This window comes from Leptospira mtsangambouensis (assembly GCF_004770475.1).
GTDB classification, from domain to species: Bacteria; Spirochaetota; Leptospiria; order Leptospirales; family Leptospiraceae; genus Leptospira_A; species Leptospira_A mtsangambouensis.
The window spans coordinates 591707-607074 of the sequence record NZ_RQHK01000017.1; the positions used below are offsets into that span (position 1 = coordinate 591707).

The 15368-nt window shown below is 37.7% G+C and carries 11 protein-coding genes; 4 read left to right on the forward strand and 7 right to left on the reverse strand.

The genetic code is table 11. The features are described 5' to 3' along the window. Positions 1 to 2: 2 nt before the first annotated feature. The 4 genes from EHR01_RS15260 to EHR01_RS15275 are packed head-to-tail and all read left to right on the forward strand — an operon-like array spanning position 3 to position 5549. On the forward strand, positions 3 to 1928 hold the full coding sequence (locus tag EHR01_RS15260) for an AMP-dependent synthetase/ligase (RefSeq protein WP_135695911.1): 1926 nt from the start codon (positions 3 to 5) through the stop codon (positions 1926 to 1928). A gap of 17 nt (positions 1929 to 1945) precedes the next feature. Further along, a complete protein-coding gene (locus tag EHR01_RS15265) occupies positions 1946 to 2725 on the forward strand; it encodes an enoyl-CoA hydratase/isomerase family protein (protein WP_135695912.1) in 780 nt (259 codons plus the stop codon). A gap of 2 nt (positions 2726 to 2727) precedes the next feature. Then, on the forward strand, positions 2728 to 4290 hold the full coding sequence (locus tag EHR01_RS15270; RefSeq protein ID WP_135695914.1) for a methyl-accepting chemotaxis protein: 1563 nt from the start codon (positions 2728 to 2730) through the stop codon (positions 4288 to 4290). A 29-nt stretch (positions 4291 to 4319) separates the two neighbouring features. Next, positions 4320 to 5549 carry a DUF2804 domain-containing protein gene (locus EHR01_RS15275; RefSeq protein ID WP_135695916.1) on the forward strand — a complete coding sequence of 410 codons (1230 nt, stop codon included), beginning with the start codon at positions 4320 to 4322 and terminating at the stop codon, positions 5547 to 5549. A gap of 1 nt (position 5550) precedes the next feature. On the opposite strand, the gene EHR01_RS15280 is transcribed toward EHR01_RS15275, so the two are convergent. The 7 genes from EHR01_RS15280 to EHR01_RS15310 all read right to left on the reverse strand — a co-directional run bounded on the left by EHR01_RS15280 (position 5551) and on the right by EHR01_RS15310 (position 15155). Then, positions 5551 to 6750 carry an MFS transporter gene (locus EHR01_RS15280; protein ID WP_135695918.1) on the reverse strand — a complete coding sequence of 400 codons (1200 nt, stop codon included), beginning with the start codon at positions 6748 to 6750 and terminating at the stop codon, positions 5551 to 5553. After that, complete coding sequence (locus EHR01_RS15285; RefSeq protein ID WP_135695920.1) at positions 6747 to 8528, reverse strand: Vgb family protein; 1782 nt, start codon at positions 8526 to 8528, stop codon at positions 6747 to 6749. The genes EHR01_RS15280 and EHR01_RS15285 overlap by 4 nt, the downstream gene beginning before the upstream one ends. Continuing rightward, positions 8518 to 9483, reverse strand: a complete 966-nt coding sequence (locus tag EHR01_RS15290) for an SDR family oxidoreductase (RefSeq protein WP_135695922.1) — start codon at positions 9481 to 9483, stop codon at positions 8518 to 8520. The genes EHR01_RS15285 and EHR01_RS15290 overlap by 11 nt, the downstream gene beginning before the upstream one ends. A gap of 2 nt (positions 9484 to 9485) precedes the next feature. Continuing rightward, on the reverse strand, positions 9486 to 10379 hold the full coding sequence (locus EHR01_RS15295) for a bile acid:sodium symporter family protein (protein ID WP_135695924.1): 894 nt from the start codon (positions 10377 to 10379) through the stop codon (positions 9486 to 9488). A 273-nt stretch (positions 10380 to 10652) separates the two neighbouring features. Further along, positions 10653 to 11132: an LA_3150 family lipoprotein gene (locus EHR01_RS15300; RefSeq protein WP_135695926.1), complete on the reverse strand. Its 480-nt coding sequence runs from the start codon at positions 11130 to 11132 to the stop codon at positions 10653 to 10655. Positions 11133 to 11143: 11 nt separating this feature from the next. After that, positions 11144 to 12814 (reverse strand): porin, encoded by a 1671-nt coding sequence (locus EHR01_RS15305; RefSeq protein WP_135695928.1) that lies wholly within the window; start codon positions 12812 to 12814, stop codon positions 11144 to 11146. A gap of 349 nt (positions 12815 to 13163) precedes the next feature. Further along, entirely contained in the window at positions 13164 to 15155 is a 1992-nt protein-coding gene (locus EHR01_RS15310; protein ID WP_135695929.1) for a methyl-accepting chemotaxis protein, read from the reverse strand. Positions 15156 to 15368: the final 213 nt, after the last annotated feature.

Genomic DNA, 15368 nt, shown 5'->3' on the forward strand with positions numbered 1-15368 from the left:
TTATGAAAGTTCCCAATCTAGAAAAAAGAACTTTGTATTACTTGTCACAGGAAGGGAGACGTCTTTATGGTTCTCTGCCTGTTCAAAGTTTTAAAGATCATAAAAAAGAATATCAAGATATCAATTATAATGAATTCGTTTCTAATGTTGAAAATATAGCAAAGGGATTGTTATATCTAAATGCAAAGGCGGGAGATAGAGTAGGGATCATAGCGGATGTAGGCCATCAATGGTTACAAGTGAGTATGGCAATTACTAATATTGGCTGTGTTGATGTTCCTCGTGGGACGGATGCAACACTTGATGATATAGGTTATATTTTAAAACATGCAGAATGTAAAATTGTTTTCATTGAAACGGAAAAAGCTCTGCAAAAGTTTCTTCCTGAATTAAAAAAGTTAAAAATAGAAACCATCATTTTATTTGGAGATACAAAATGTGATAAAACTGATTTAGCCATTCCAGTATTAAACTTCTCAGATTTAAAAAAATACGGTGTCACGATAAACGATGAAAATTTTCATCAGAGAGGAAAAGAAATTCAGGAAGAAGATTTAGCCACTATCATTTATACATCAGGGACAACAGGAAAACCAAAAGGTGTAATGTTGACTCATGGAAGTATTCTTTTTGAAATTAATTCTTTAGTTGCTGAGTTTCGGAAAACTGGAGTACAAGTTGGCGAAGGTGATGTCACATTAGGATTTTTACCTCCATGGCATAGTGGAGAAAGAATCTTTGAAACTATTTGTTTTTATTCAGGAATTAAGATTGCATTTACAAGTGTTCCTGAACTTGGAAAAGATCTAGCAAAAGCAAAGCCAACGATTTTGTTTACTGTTCCACGCGTTTGGGAAAGTTTTTACGATAAAATAAAAGATACGATTCACAAAAGTATTTTTTTCAAAAAATATTTTTTAAAGACACTCTTATGGAATTCAGTAAATTATTCCATTTGTTATGATAAGGCTTTCGATCGAATCCCCCGATTGAATTCACCAAAAACAACCTTCCAAATTTTATCACAAATTTTTCATCTAATCAAACTAGTTGTTTATTTTCCTTTGTTACCAATTTCGAAATTAGTGCTTTCAAAAATTTTATCTGTATTAGGTGGAAAGTTACGGTATGCTTTTGCCGGCGCAGGAGCTTTGCAAGCGGAAGTGGATCGATTTATGTATGCGATTGGCATGCCTATATTAGAAGTTTATGGTATGACCGAGAATTCTGGAGTTTCAACAATAAGACACTATAATGATTTTTCTGTAGGGAACGTTGGGAAACCAATTCATGGGGTAACTATCAAATTGATTGATGATTTAGGAAACGTAATAACGAAACCAGGAATCAAAGGTGTAGCTCATCATCATGGATTTCATAATATGAAAGGATATTATTTAGAAGAAGAAAAAACTAAGGCTGTGTTAACAACTGATCGTTGGTTAAATTCCGGTGATCTACTTGTTTATACCGCACAAGGAACCCTGAAATTTGCTGGCAGAGCAAAGGATACAATTGTTCTTTCTGGTGGAGAGAACGTGGAACCGGAACCAATTGAAATTTGTTTAAAACAAAGTGAATTTATCGACCAAGCAGTTGTTGTAGGACAAGATAAAAAATCATTATCAGTTCTGATCCTTTTAAATTTAGATAAAGTTCAATCTTACCTTCATTTACATTCAATATCTTTGGATTTGAACAATTGTATTTTTAATGAAGAAGATGATTTATTAAAATTAATAAAAGAGGAAGTGAAACGATTTGTTTCAGATAAAAATGGGTTCAAATCTTTTGAAAGGATCACAAATTTTTTTATCTTACAAAATCCATTTGTAATTCATGATGAATTGACTCAAACGCAGAAAGTGAAGCGGAATCGAGTGCAAGAAAAATATCATAATGAAATTGAATCGATGTATCGCAAATAGGTGGGGAAAAAAGATAAATGTATAAATCTTGGAATGTAGAAATTGAGGATAGGATCGCATCGGTCAGATTACAAACCAATGATATGAATGTGATGGATATGGATTCTCTTTTTGAACTCAAAAGTCTGAGTAAAGAATTAGAGAATAACAATAAAGTTTGGGTCATCATTTTAGAAGGAGCTGGTAAACACTTTTCATCTGGAGTGAATATTGAAATTTTAAACAAAGCAGCAGAAATCAATGCAGAAGAATTTAAAAGACATATGCGCGAAATGCAAAGTTGTTTTACCGCATTTGAAAACATTCCCAAACCTACGATAGCCAAAATACAAGGTTTTTGTATGGGAGGCGGTTTTATGTTAGCACAATGTTGTGATTTTAGAATCGCCAGTGAAAAATCTGTATTCTCTGTTCCTCTTGTGAAATTGGGTTTAACTGTTCTTATGGGAACAAATCGTATAACACGAAATGCAGGCATTGCTGCTACAAATGAAATAGTAATGTTAGGTGATAAGTTTAATCCTGAAAAAGCACTCCAACATAATTTGTTAACTAAGGTAGTAATCCCAGAAAATTTGGATGATGCTGTAGCTCAGTTTGCAAATAAATTTAAATCATTACCTCCGCAAACCATTTCAATCACCAAACAAATAATCAAACAGGGTGACAAAATTCCTTTGGATCAAAGTTTAGAACTTGAGATTGAGTTACAATCAAAACTATTGGGTTCAACGGATTTAAAAGAAGCATTAGATAGTTTCACCAACCGTCGAAAACCAGTGTTTACTGGAAACTAACAATGAGTATAGAAGCTCTTTGGCAGAATGGAAAAGTAACAGTCAATCGTATACGAATTGTATTGTTTTTTCTTTTTTTTGCCGCTTTGCTCGGAACAAAAGAGAGTATGCCTCCCGCTATGTTCTTGCTCCATCTGACTGGAACAATCATAATGGGAATTTATGCTTTAGTTTGTTTTTTATGGCTTCGTTATGGTACACCACCAGAGTGGTTTCATAAACTCTTAATCATTTTCGATATAGGAATACATTTAATCAACACATCCATCGATTGTAGTATGGGACCTATCGAAGCAAAATCAGCATTAAACAACACGGCGGTCTTACTCGTTGTTTATTTTTATTTGATATATTCTGGTTTTTTAGGTAATCCAGGTTTTGTCTTATTTAATGGATGTTTGGCTGGAGTCGGAGTATTTTTATCATATTATATTTCTGTGACTTACGGAGGTTTGTTTCCAACTGAAGATCCAACATTATATATACAAACTGGGTACGTAGGTACTTCTGCCGAAATAATGAAAGGAATATTTATTATTGTGAGCGGAGTTTTACTTTCAAGGTTGATTGCTCTTTTGATTCGGATTAGTGATAAAGGAATTGAAAAAGCAAATGAATCGGAAGAATTATTCAAAAGGTCTATTCAACAAAAAAAGCTATTGCAAGATGCTGCGAAAAATTTGGAATCCTCTATTCAAAACTGCGGTAACTATATTTCGCAAACTGCAGAAAGATTGGAATCTCAAGCAGCTTCTTTAGAACAAGTGACAGCGATCAATACAGAACTTTTTTCTTCCTTTGAATCCAATGCGAAAATCATCGATGATCAAAACATAAAAATAACAGATTTATTTTCAGGATCCAATGATTTAAATCAATTGGTCGCAACCATTAGCAATATCAATCAAGAACTGATTTTGCTCGCCGCTGAAAACAAAAAAGATACAACGGAAATTGCAAACGTTTCAAAACGTACAAGTGAATACTTAAGTTCAATAAAGTCTTCCTTCGATAAAGTGGATGAAATCAATCAAATTGTTGCAGAGATAGGTGAAAAAACCAATTTACTAGCTCTCAATGCATCGATTGAAGCGGCTCGTGCTGGAGATGTGGGGAGAGGATTTGCAGTGGTCGCAAGCGAAGTCAGTAAACTTGCGGACTTCACTGCAACAAATGCAAAAATCATTTCTGAGGTTGTTGGAAATTCTAGAAAATTTATTTTGTCCGGCACCGAAGTTTCAGCCCAAACAGGGAATTTAACTACAAATCAAATTCAAAAGTTAGAAAAAACAATGGAACGTGTCGGTTACATGTTTGAGTTGTTTGAAAAACAAAAAACAATCATTTGTGATACTTTAAGTCGTTTGAATGAAATCAACGATTTGTCCTCTCAAATCTCTTTCAGCACAAAAGAACAAATTTCAGGACAAACTGAGGTGAACCGAGGAATTCTTGCCTTGGAAGATGAGGTAAATCAAATTTCAAATGCTTCCAGAAATTTGGAGCAGTATGTGGAACAAATTAGATTTCAATCGCAAGAGTTATTGACTTTGAGTGAATCCTAAGTTAAGATTTGTATTTTTGGAGAACATACATGTTTCAATTGAAACCACAACTGATAAGTATCTTAGGGATAATATTCCTGAGTTTCTGCATATTCAATTGTTCTAATGCAAAATTAGAACCTGGTCAAATTGTAGACCAACACGGGAAAACAATCATTTTGATTCCTGAACCCGGACCGGAAGCCACCATTCAGAAAGAAATCAAAAGCCCAATTTCTCTTTTGTTAGCTGATGGAAAACTAAATGTATCAGGTTGGTCTAGATATCCTAATTTTCAAATCGAAGAATCTCGTATCAAAGTAGACCCCAAACGATATAAAAGATGGGAACATTATACTTTTTACAATGAAAAATTTGGTGGAGCGGTTACTGTTACAGACATTGGTAATTTGGCAATGGGTAGCATTGAACTTTTAGATTTTTCCACAGGAAAAATTATTTTTTCAAAAACGGAGCTAGTAAGACCAGGAGAGATTTTTTTTCCAACCAATACAACTGATCCAATTGAATTCAAAAAAGGAGATCAGTTCATTCGGATTACGAAACAAAAAGGAAAAAGACTCATTGAATACTCTATCGTTGGTGACTCGAAATCTGAAGTAATTTTAGGTAATTTGGAATTAGAAGAAAAAGCTCCAGAAGCACTGGCTGTTATTACTCCATTTTCGGAATCTACATTTTTTTATGAATATAAAATGCCTAGTTTTCTTTGCAAAGGTTCTATCCAATACAACAAAACAACGTATGAATTTGATAACAAAAGTTATGCGGTTTTGGATTGGGGTCGGGGAACTTGGCCTGAAAAAAACAAATGGTTATGGGCGGCAGGTGCTGGCCTTGTTCACGGGGAATTACTCAGTTTAAATTTGGGTTATGGATTTGGAACTCCCACAGACGCCACAGAGAATGGAATTGTATACAAGGGAAAGGTTCATAAATTAGATAAAGTTACTTGGAAATATGATGTAACTGACTATAAAAAACCTTGGAAATTCATTAGCAATGAAGGTCGTCTTGAATTAGAATTTACACCGTTATATCTCTTACATTCGGACATTGACTTAATGGGAATGGTCGGATTCTTAAAACAATTGTACCAAAATTTTACTTTTTCAGAAATTTTAGACTTACTAAAAACAGAAGCTTATTTGAATAAAGCATTTGGACATTACAACGGTTATGTGGTTCTTGACAACGGCACAAAATTAGAAGTCAAAGACCTTGCTGGTTTTGCAGAACAAATGTACCAGCAGTGGTAATCTAAGTTTTATAATTTCTCAATGTTTCTAATCGGATTGCGCTGAGAACTACAACTAAAGTGATTACGGCACCTGCAGAAATAACTGCTGCCGTAATCGAAACCTTTACTAACAATAGTCCCGACAACAATCCAGACAAAGCAGGAATCACTTGGCTTGTGATTGTATATAAACTCACAAGCCTACCTCTATATTCTGTGGTGACTTCTGATTGTAAGATGGCGACGATAAGGCTTATGCTTGCTCCGGCGCCAAACCCACTGAATAACAAAAACAAAACAGATACCCATACGATTGTGCTAAATCCAATACCTAAAAAACCCAAACCACAAAAAAGTCCTGCAAGGAAAATCATCTTCCCATAACCAACTTTTTTTGCTAGTTTCAAAGAAACTCCTCCACCGAGTAAGAGAGCAAGAGCAAGACCTCCTAAAAAGAAACCACGCTCTAACTCCCCAAGTTCTAATACTCCTTTGGCAAATCGAGGCATCATCACTTGAACAGGCCCCATCGAACAATAGATAACAATAGAAAAGAGTAAGGTTTGTTTGAGAAGAGGATGATTTTTTGCGTATGAAACCCCTCTTAAAATTCGATCCCAAGCGGAAGAAGATTTTCCGAGACCATCAGTTTTAATTCCCAATAGAAGAACCATTGCAATTAAAAATAAAGTAATTCCAGTTAGGTGAACCATTTCCCAAGAATGAATTTTTCGACAAAAAGCTAAAATAGGGGGCGCTGCTCCAAATCCAAGCATTACTAAAATATTAAAAACGACTGCCAATTTTACTTGGCGCTCCCCAGCAAGCCTTCCCAATAGCGACATCCTAGCAGGAGCAAGCACTGACCAACCCATACCAACAAAACCAGCACCAAACAAAAATAAAACGACCGATATTTGTCCGTCCATTTGTGAAGAGAAATGTAACAATCCCAAAGCAATTAAAAAGGAAAGATGGGCAGCTTGGGCTAATTTTTGTGGGGAATAGGAGTCACACCAAGCTCCGGCAAACCATCCAAGAATTAGAGGAACACCAAAACTCAATCCAAAACCGATTCCAGCTAGTGCATCTGCATTCCAAACGTCTTGCGCATATAAAATTACACTGTAGTTTGTTAGGTGGCCTGCTAAAAATCCTAAAAAAGAGGCCATCAAAAATCGAACAATTTGTCCTTGTTTGTATTCTTGATTTGTATTCATTTTGATTGTTTTATTTCCATCAGGGTTGGTTGGCCATCTTCAATTTGCCAACTTGGAAAGGCGCCATTACAAGTGTAAGCTTTGCCGTCTGGACCAAATTCAACATCTCTTGTAAAGGTAACCTTTCGGCTCATTGGATATACTTTCCATTCTTCTGTTTTGATATCCATTGCCATAAGATTGTCTGAAGACGTACCATTCACCCATACAATGTTTCTTGGTCTGTCAACATTCAAAGAATAAGGAGTTTCTACTCCATCTATGGCTGTTGGCAAAGGATAAAGTTTAAATTTCCCATCTTCAGGTGTATACTTTGCAATGGAACCTTCAGGAAAAGCGGAGATCCAGATATGGTTGTCTTTATCAATTCTTAGGCGGCGCGGTCCTTGGAAAGGAGTTTCAATTAATTGGAAACTGTCATCTTTTGGATTGATCACTCCAATGGTATCTGCATGCAAACGAGTGAACCAAACATTTCCATTCGGTGCAATGTCAATCCCATAAGGAAGCGGCATTCCACTCACTCGTTCATCTACAGGCAACAAATGCATAGGGAAACCCCAGTTCATTAGTTTTACAATGAATCCACTAATCCATAAACTAAAACTTTCCTTTTTGGTTCTTGCGGGTAAGGTATAATTTTTGAATTTGTTTGATTTGCGATCGAACATTCCGATTTGGTTTGACAGTGCTAAAGTAAACCAAACACGATCTTGGTCATCAATACGAACGGTATGAGGATACAATCCATCATCAAACATATGGTCAGTGAATTTTTTTGTGATTGGATCAAATTCGGTAATTCGTTTTTGAAGAGAAGGTGTGATGAATATATGACCATCAACAGGTGATTCTGCTAAGGAATGTAATCCAACATAAGTTTCATGTTTCTGAAAAGAACGTAACCTTCCTGGTAAGAGTCCACCCAATTCGTCATCTGGTTGTTTTGGTACTTTGTATACTACCGTTTTACCAGTGTTAGGATTAATTTCCCAAAGTCTGTCTTGGATATTATCACCAACATATACAAGTCCTGTTTTTTTATGATATAGTAGATCATGCATTTGGGAAAAACTATCTCCCATTGGCCATTCTCTGATGACAGCACCGTGGAGTTCTTTTCCCCAGGTCCGGCCAGGTTGTACTCTTTCTGGATGTTTGAGTAAATCGATATAAGCATTGGATAAAAGAGTGGGGAGCTTTTTTTTGGCTTTGCCATGAGGCCTTGCTCCATAACCCATCATTCGATTGATGATTTCTTCCCAGTCACCAGCAGTAAAGGCACGTCGCATAAAAAAACTACCTTGTTGGTGGCAAAATCCACATTGTTCTAAATAGGTTTTTCTTAAGTCCTTATCCTCACCAAAATCAAGTGCAGCCACCCAACTATTGGAAGGGTATTGGCTTACAAGAAGATTGATGTCTACAACCTTTTCCATTCGAAACGATTGGAATGAGCTTGAGGAAAAGGTCCTTAGGTTTTGGTCTTTGTATCCAATTTTTCTCAATCGAACAATCACAGACGGTGCATAAGGAAAGGGTAGGTTGATTCGTCCATTGGGATTTGTAAACATAGTCACTTCTGGAGTGATGGTAAATTCCAATCCTTCTGGCGGATACCCATGGTCATCTCGTGGAGGCACTTGTGGTTTTTCAGCTTTCACTGTCACCATCACAAGGTCTAAAGGTTTTCCGGAAGAATCTTTTACTTCAATCTCAATGGCAAATAACGGAACATAGGCGAATAGAACTAAAAACAAAATATGTTTAAGTTTCATGGTAAGGAACTCCTTTGGCTTTTAAATATTGAATGAAAGTTTCTTTGGATGTAAATTTTGGTGTGTATCCAAACACAGTTTTTAATTGTTTGTTAGATAAAACAGGTCGATAACGCAAAAAATCAATTTGGTCTGGGCCATATTGGGTGAGGCGTAATAACCTTAATACAAAAAGCGCTGCCTGCAAAAAAAAGGCGGGAATGGGAACGTAAGTTTTCCCGATCATAGAACTAATTTCTTTGAGAGTCATTGCTCCATCGCCAGCAAGATTAAATGCACCTTCTTTTTTCTCTAGAATCCCCTTGGTGATGATTTGGATGACATCTTCGTCCCAGATAAAGACAAAAGGACTTAAATGTCCCCAAACACCCATTACAAACGGTTTTCGAAACATATCAGTGATTAGGTTATTCACTGTGGCTCCTAAAATGGTTCCTGGTCTTAAGATCAGTTGTTTTAATCCAGGGTGCTGAATGCGGTATTCAGAAAGGATTTCCTCGATTTCTCTTTTGTGTCTGGAATAGGCAAAAGCGGAATGCCCGCGGATGGGATCTGTTTCTTCAATCCAATCTTTGTTTTCTTTATGGTATCCATAAGCTGCACCAGAGCTTGTGATGATCACTTGTTGGGTTTGAGATAAAATAGCACCATCTAACACATTTTTTGTGCCTTCGACATCGATTTTATGTTGGATGGCTTCACTCATTCCTGCTGGTGGATTTATAATAGATGCAAGGTGAACAATGGAATCTGGTTTCCATGTTTGGATTAATTTGATAACCTCATCCCTTTGGCTAATGTCTAGAGTTTGAAATTCCAAATGGGGAATAGGTTCCAATCCTTGGAGTGGTCTGATATCTGTCGTAAGAATTTTCCAATCGGCAAAGTGTTTTGTTATATGTTTGATGAGTGTAGTGCCGATATAACCGGCACCACCAGTGATTAAAACCCTCAATCTTAAGTTCCTTCTATAGGGGAAAATTTTCGCCAAAACAAAACTAACAAAAGCCCAGAGACAATATGCCAAATCCCCCAAAAGGCTGCCACCAAAGCCATGTTTGGTTCTGCTTGGAACTGTGTGAGGATGAGACCAAGAGCAAGTCCCGAATTTTGCATTCCGACTTCAATGGTAATGGCACGTCGATTGGGAATGTCTTGTTGGAAGGCCCTGGCAATTAAATTACCAATGATGAGGGCTACTAAATTGTGAAAGACAACAATCAGAAAAACAAATCCAATATTGTCTAAAAAAACTTTCCAGTTACCACCGACAGCCACCACTAAAAACACCAAAAAGATAACAGATGAAATCCGTTTGAAAAATGGAGTGATTTTGTGAGCCACTTTCGTTGCAAAATTACCAATGGACATTCCTAATGCCAAAGGAAGCAGGAGTAAAATAATTAAACCTTTGATAATCATGAGACTATCAATATGTAATTCTCCAGTTCCCGAAATCATAGCTTTTGTAACTGGATTGCTATGTGCCGTTAAGGTAAAGTTAAGCGGTAATGTAATGATTGCAAATGCACTAGAAACTGCCGTCATACTAACGGAAAGTGCAGTGTTTCCATGTGCTAAGTGAGTGATGATATTTGATAGGTTTCCACCAGGACTTGCTGCGACGAGTAACATCCCCAACTCAATTCCTGCGGGCAAATCAAGTGATAGTGTGATGAGTAACGTGATCCATGGTAAAAAAAGAGTTTGGCCGATGAGTCCGGCGAAAACAGATACAGGTCGTTGTAATACTGCTCGAAAGGCTATGAACCTAAGTTCTAATGCAACACCGAAGATCATCAGCGCTAAGATAAGACCTAAAACGATTTGGTAGTCGTTATTATAATTCATCCTCATTGATTCCTATAAAAAATCTATTTCCAATAAAGAACGTACATTCGATTTCTGTACGTTCGCCGGACGATATCTTCTTCTATAGAAGTTTCAATTCTATCTTTTTTTGAGTGAGAGTTAAGCCGAACCTAAGTTATTTCTGAACAGTAACTTCTTTTCCAAAGGAACCACTTGTTTTAACTAAGTTGTGATCGTTACAAAATTCACAAAAGGATAGTGATTTTATCCTTTTGTGAAGAGAACCTTATTTGGAGTTAGTTTTCCTTAAATTCAAAATCCTGAAGCAGTGATCGCTGCTTTCGTACAAGGATTGTTATTTGGATCGCAGGTAAACATTTTGAATGTAAACAAATCATTTGGATTGGGTCGTTGTGAAGTAGATCCAAAATTGGTTCCACTAGCAAAACCCAAATCGGAACAAGAAGAAGTAGAAACTGCATACTTTTTTATGTTCGTATTCAAGAGTCCACCAGCCCCTCCTTGTGGAGTGTTGAAATAAGCGGTTGGCCCAATATTTCCTCCGTTCAACTGAAATGTATCAAAACAAGTTCCAGTAAAAGATCCTCCAAGATCGGCCACTTCTAACACTACTAGTGATTTATTTCGATCTGCAACACCATTGAGTAAGTTATTGATCACAAGGGAAGATATATCTTCTCTGTTTTGTTCTTTCGATTGGCAATTCCAAACAAAGTTAGAAACCACTAAGATAATCAATAATCGTATCATTAAATTTAATTTCATGTTCATTTGAGTTCCTCTTAGTTTGGTCTATAACTGTAAGCTTCAGGAGAAACAACTCCGGTCCAAAAGTTCGCCTGGAATTGTAGGTAAACTCTTCTATCATCAATCGGCATTGCATTTCCCGTGCTTGGATTTACATCAAACTGATTGCCAAGGACTTGGTAATAAAGTTGAGCTTTAAAATGGTGTTTGTCACCGAACAAGTTCAAACCTGCCCAATACACTCGTAATGAATCGGTAGGATCCACTTTTCCATTTCGATTGAAATCACCTTGGATAAATTCATATTTAAACACAGGCATGATGTAGTAACGATCCAAAAAGGGAATATTGTAACCAATCGTTCCATGGTATCCAAATAAATCATTGGAAGCTGCTCCACCAAACTTTGTATAGGCGCCAGACAAGTAGAATCCTTTATAAGTAAAGGTACTATCGTATGTATGACCCACAAGTCCCATTTTCGGTCGAGCCAGGGTTGGAACAGAGTTCTGAACCAAAAAGTTAGGATTTCCATTGGCATCCAAACTTCCTCGATCGGGATTAGATCCTTGGGCAGTTAACAATTGAATTCCACTGGTTGTCCCTGGAGTGTATTCCGGAACATAAAGTGCTGGCGTGATTAAGTTCTGAGTTTGGACATAACCCGCACCAACAGACCATTTCAATTCTCGTTGGAAAATTTCTTCCCCTTCTTGCCAGTTCACAGTTTTCCCATCAGACTCTCGTTTGAGTCCACCAAACACGTTTACTTGTGCACGAGCGTAGTAAATAGGAGAGGTGTTCACTGCACCATATCGGTTAGCGGTCGTTAAATCTTGTCTTCTCCCTGTTCCGTAGTCACCACCACCACCTTTTCCATTACTCACCATCAATGAAAGTTGTAAGTATCTTTCCCATTTATGATCAATTTCTTTCAGAGGAGTTGCTTGGATCATCACACCATTATCAAACTGAGGAATGGCATTCACGATCATACTTCGTTCTAAAGTAACAAAGTTTGCAGAAGATTGTAAATACTCCCGGCTGAATTGAGTAGGCAATTGTCCAAACACAAATCGTAAACCACCGTAAGGAATTTTTGCATAAGCAAAAGCTTCGTGAATATAACCACGGTTGTCTTTTAATCTAGTATTTGTCACATAACTAGTGGTAGCTGGTCTACCGTTGGCATCCAAATAGTTTAAAGTGCTAGTAGTTTGGACCACATCTGGTCGGTTGAGCATATTTTCCAAACGAAGTTGGATGTTTGTTCCCCACCAATCGTTTTCATATTGAGCACCCAACCGTAAACGACGGAAGTTCCAATCCACGGTATTAAAATCACGATGTCCATTATTGAAAAGAGAGTCCTGCGATCCTGAAACTCCGCGAAATTGAATCCGACCATAAATCGTTAATTTTTCTTTGGTCGTATCATCGGGCCTGTGAGCAAAGGCATCGGGAAGGGTAGTTGTATTCCCATTCTTTAAAGGACGGTTGTATTCTACTTTCACTCGGTTGGGGCCTGGTTTGGTAAAAATTTGGCCCGATTCCGTGTCTTCGTAAAACTCTTGGTAAACTTTCGCTTGTGGTTCTTTCGTTTCTTTTTTATGGTCTTTGGCTTCCGTTTGGGGAGCTTCTGGTTCCGCAGAAACTGTCCCTACAAAGATGAGGAAGGCCAAAATGGCTTTTGAGATAGTCTTCATTCGATTCTAGTCATGACTGATTTGGATTTATGACACCGGAGGTTCTCGTCCGATTCAATGTTTCAGTCTGGTTACAAACGTATTGAAGTACTGTTGGGATTGGATGACAGAAATGTTACAATTTGGTTACAGGTCCCAGGATAGGGAAAAATTTGTTCGTTTTTTTAGCAAAACTTCGGTTTGTTACAAACCAAAAGGAAGATTGTTACAAAAACATCACGGATTGATGATCAACGAATTGGAGATTCGATTCGGTTTGTTAGGCGGCTCCGCTGGCGCGGACCGGGCTCTCCGCTCCAATCTTTCCTACGGAAAGGATTTCCGCTACGATCCCTTCCGCTTTAGTTCCCTACAATTGAAACTGGTCGCAAATCCCTTTCAATTTGTCAGCCGTATTGGAAAGATTTCTCGCTGAAGAAGACATTTCTTCCGCCCCTGCAGCCGTGTTGACGGTATGTTCGTTGATTTGGGTGATGACATCGGTAATTTCTCTGACGGCCCCTCTTTGTTCATCTGCCGCCACTTTGATTTGGTCCGATTCCCCTTTCACAACAATTGAGTTTTCCAAAACTGATTGGTTGATTTCTGATTGAGAGCCCATAACCGTATAGAGTGAATCCATAGCTTCGGAAACTCCATTGATGTTTCGGATGATCTCTTGGATGAGAGAAGTGGAAGACTGGATGCTTTTAGCCCCTCCATCCAACTCCTTTGAGTTTTTGCCGATCATTTCTGAAATCGATTTGATAGAAGAGGCGGTCCGAATGGAAAGTTTGGAAATCTCTTCCGCCACCACAGCAAATCCTCTCCCTGCATCTCCGGCCCGAGCCGCTTCAATGGCAGCATTGAGTGCCAATAGTTGTGTTTGGTCTGAAATTTCGTTGATAATGGCAATGATGGCCTTCATCTCGTCTGATGATTTTAAAATATTGCTAATCATATCATTCATACCAGTGAGCGACTCTTCGCCTTCTTTTGCCTGGTTGGATATGGATTTCATTCGACCCAAAGTCAAATTGATTTCATCTGCAACACGTTTGACACTATCTGCAAGTTCTTGGATTTTTATTTGGAATTGAGAAATGTTATGATGTTGGATATCAATTGAACCAGTAATGTTTTCCATACTCGCAGACATTTCTTCTACTGTAGCTGACATCTGTTCGGTGGAAGCTGCCGTTGCTTGTGCACCTCCGGAAAAACTATCAGAACTAGAGGAAAGTTGTCCTGCGCTGGAAGCAAGCTCCTGCGATATAAATTGAATCTCTGATACACTTTTACGAAGACTCTGTAAAAAGAGATTGGTATCACCACTGAGTTCTCCAATTTCATCATCGTGGATGATGGCTAGTGATTGGCTTAGGTCACCTGCAGACATTTTTTTGAAAAGATCTCTAAGTCCTGCAATGGGTTTCAGTCTTTGGGTGATCAATCGATACAAAGCAAAAACAGAAAGAGCCAAAATAAGAAAGGCAAAGACACCTATCTTCAATAACATATCATGAACAACGGTAAGGATTTCACCTTTGGACGCAATGGTAGCCAGTCTTATGTTGTATTGGCCTACATCAATCACTGTCGCAATTTTTTCTTTGCCGAAAAAATATTCCATATGTTCATCGGATTTGAGAGAGAGTAATTTTTTTCCCCAATCTAATTTTTGGAGATCCAACTTTAAGATTAACGACTTATCAGGATGTCCGATGACTTGTCCTTCTTTATCCGTAATTGCAATAAAACCTTCTTTCCCAATTTTCACATCCTTTACGACTTCATCAGTGAGATGGTTGAGAGAAATTGCAAAGGCAAAGATTGCCACCACTTGTTTTCCTTGGAACACAGGCATGGTCAATACGGCTACTGGCTCTTGGGTAACGGGGGAACGATTTACTTTACTCAAAAGAGGTTTTCCCTCGAGAACAGCTTTGATATTGGCATCAAAACCTGTGTTGCCCCATCGAAATCCAATGGCCTTGCCAGTGGCATCAGAAAAAACCATTGGGTTCTCTTCCGCTGTGGACAAAAAAACATTTTCGTAAAATCCAAATTTATGACTGATATTGGCTAGGAGAAGATCTAGGTACTTTCGATCTTTTTTAATACAACGTTCTGCAAATTCTGGATTAGAGGCAGTTAGTTCAGCTAAAAGAAATTGTTCGTCAAAAAAATTCTGAATGTGTTTGCCGGAGAGCCTTGCGATGTTTTTCATTTCGCCGATATAGGCATTGACAATGTATTCTTTGCCTATGAAGTACGCAAACGACGAGACCCCTACGGTTAAAACCATAATGACAGAAACACTCAGGGTGATGATTACGATCTTTAGGCTATTGAATTTCATTTTCTCCTATCCTAACAAAAACAAATAGAATCATATGTCATGATCTTTCGAATTCATTTGTCAAACCACATATAAGGACGATTTGTACTAACTATTTCTATCCCAAATCTTTTTGGATTTTTTTGGAGAAATGTTTTTGTGAACTATCTCTATTTTCGGAATCATTGGGGTTAATTTTGAAACCTTAAAACGAATATAATTCGTTTTTGAGCT

What these genes read in the sequence shown, in the direction of transcription:
- EHR01_RS15260 (WP_135695911.1), top strand. Translation starts at nt 3, where the DNA reads ATGAAAGTTCCCAATCTAGAAAAAAGAACTTTGTATTACTTGTCACAG.
- EHR01_RS15265 (WP_135695912.1), top strand. Translation starts at nt 1,946, where the DNA reads ATGTATAAATCTTGGAATGTAGAAATTGAGGATAGGATCGCATCGGTC.
- EHR01_RS15270 (WP_135695914.1), top strand. Translation starts at nt 2,728, where the DNA reads ATGAGTATAGAAGCTCTTTGGCAGAATGGAAAAGTAACAGTCAATCGT.
- EHR01_RS15275 (WP_135695916.1), top strand. Translation starts at nt 4,320, where the DNA reads ATGTTTCAATTGAAACCACAACTGATAAGTATCTTAGGGATAATATTC.
- EHR01_RS15280 (WP_135695918.1), bottom strand. Translation starts at nt 6,750, where the DNA reads ATGAATACAAATCAAGAATACAAACAAGGACAAATTGTTCGATTTTTG.
- EHR01_RS15285 (WP_135695920.1), bottom strand. Translation starts at nt 8,528, where the DNA reads ATGAAACTTAAACATATTTTGTTTTTAGTTCTATTCGCCTATGTTCCG.
- EHR01_RS15295 (WP_135695924.1), bottom strand. Translation starts at nt 10,379, where the DNA reads ATGAATTATAATAACGACTACCAAATCGTTTTAGGTCTTATCTTAGCG.
- EHR01_RS15300 (WP_135695926.1), bottom strand. Translation starts at nt 11,132, where the DNA reads ATGAACATGAAATTAAATTTAATGATACGATTATTGATTATCTTAGTG.
- EHR01_RS15305 (WP_135695928.1), bottom strand. Translation starts at nt 12,814, where the DNA reads ATGAAGACTATCTCAAAAGCCATTTTGGCCTTCCTCATCTTTGTAGGG.
- EHR01_RS15310 (WP_135695929.1), bottom strand. Translation starts at nt 15,155, where the DNA reads ATGAAATTCAATAGCCTAAAGATCGTAATCATCACCCTGAGTGTTTCT.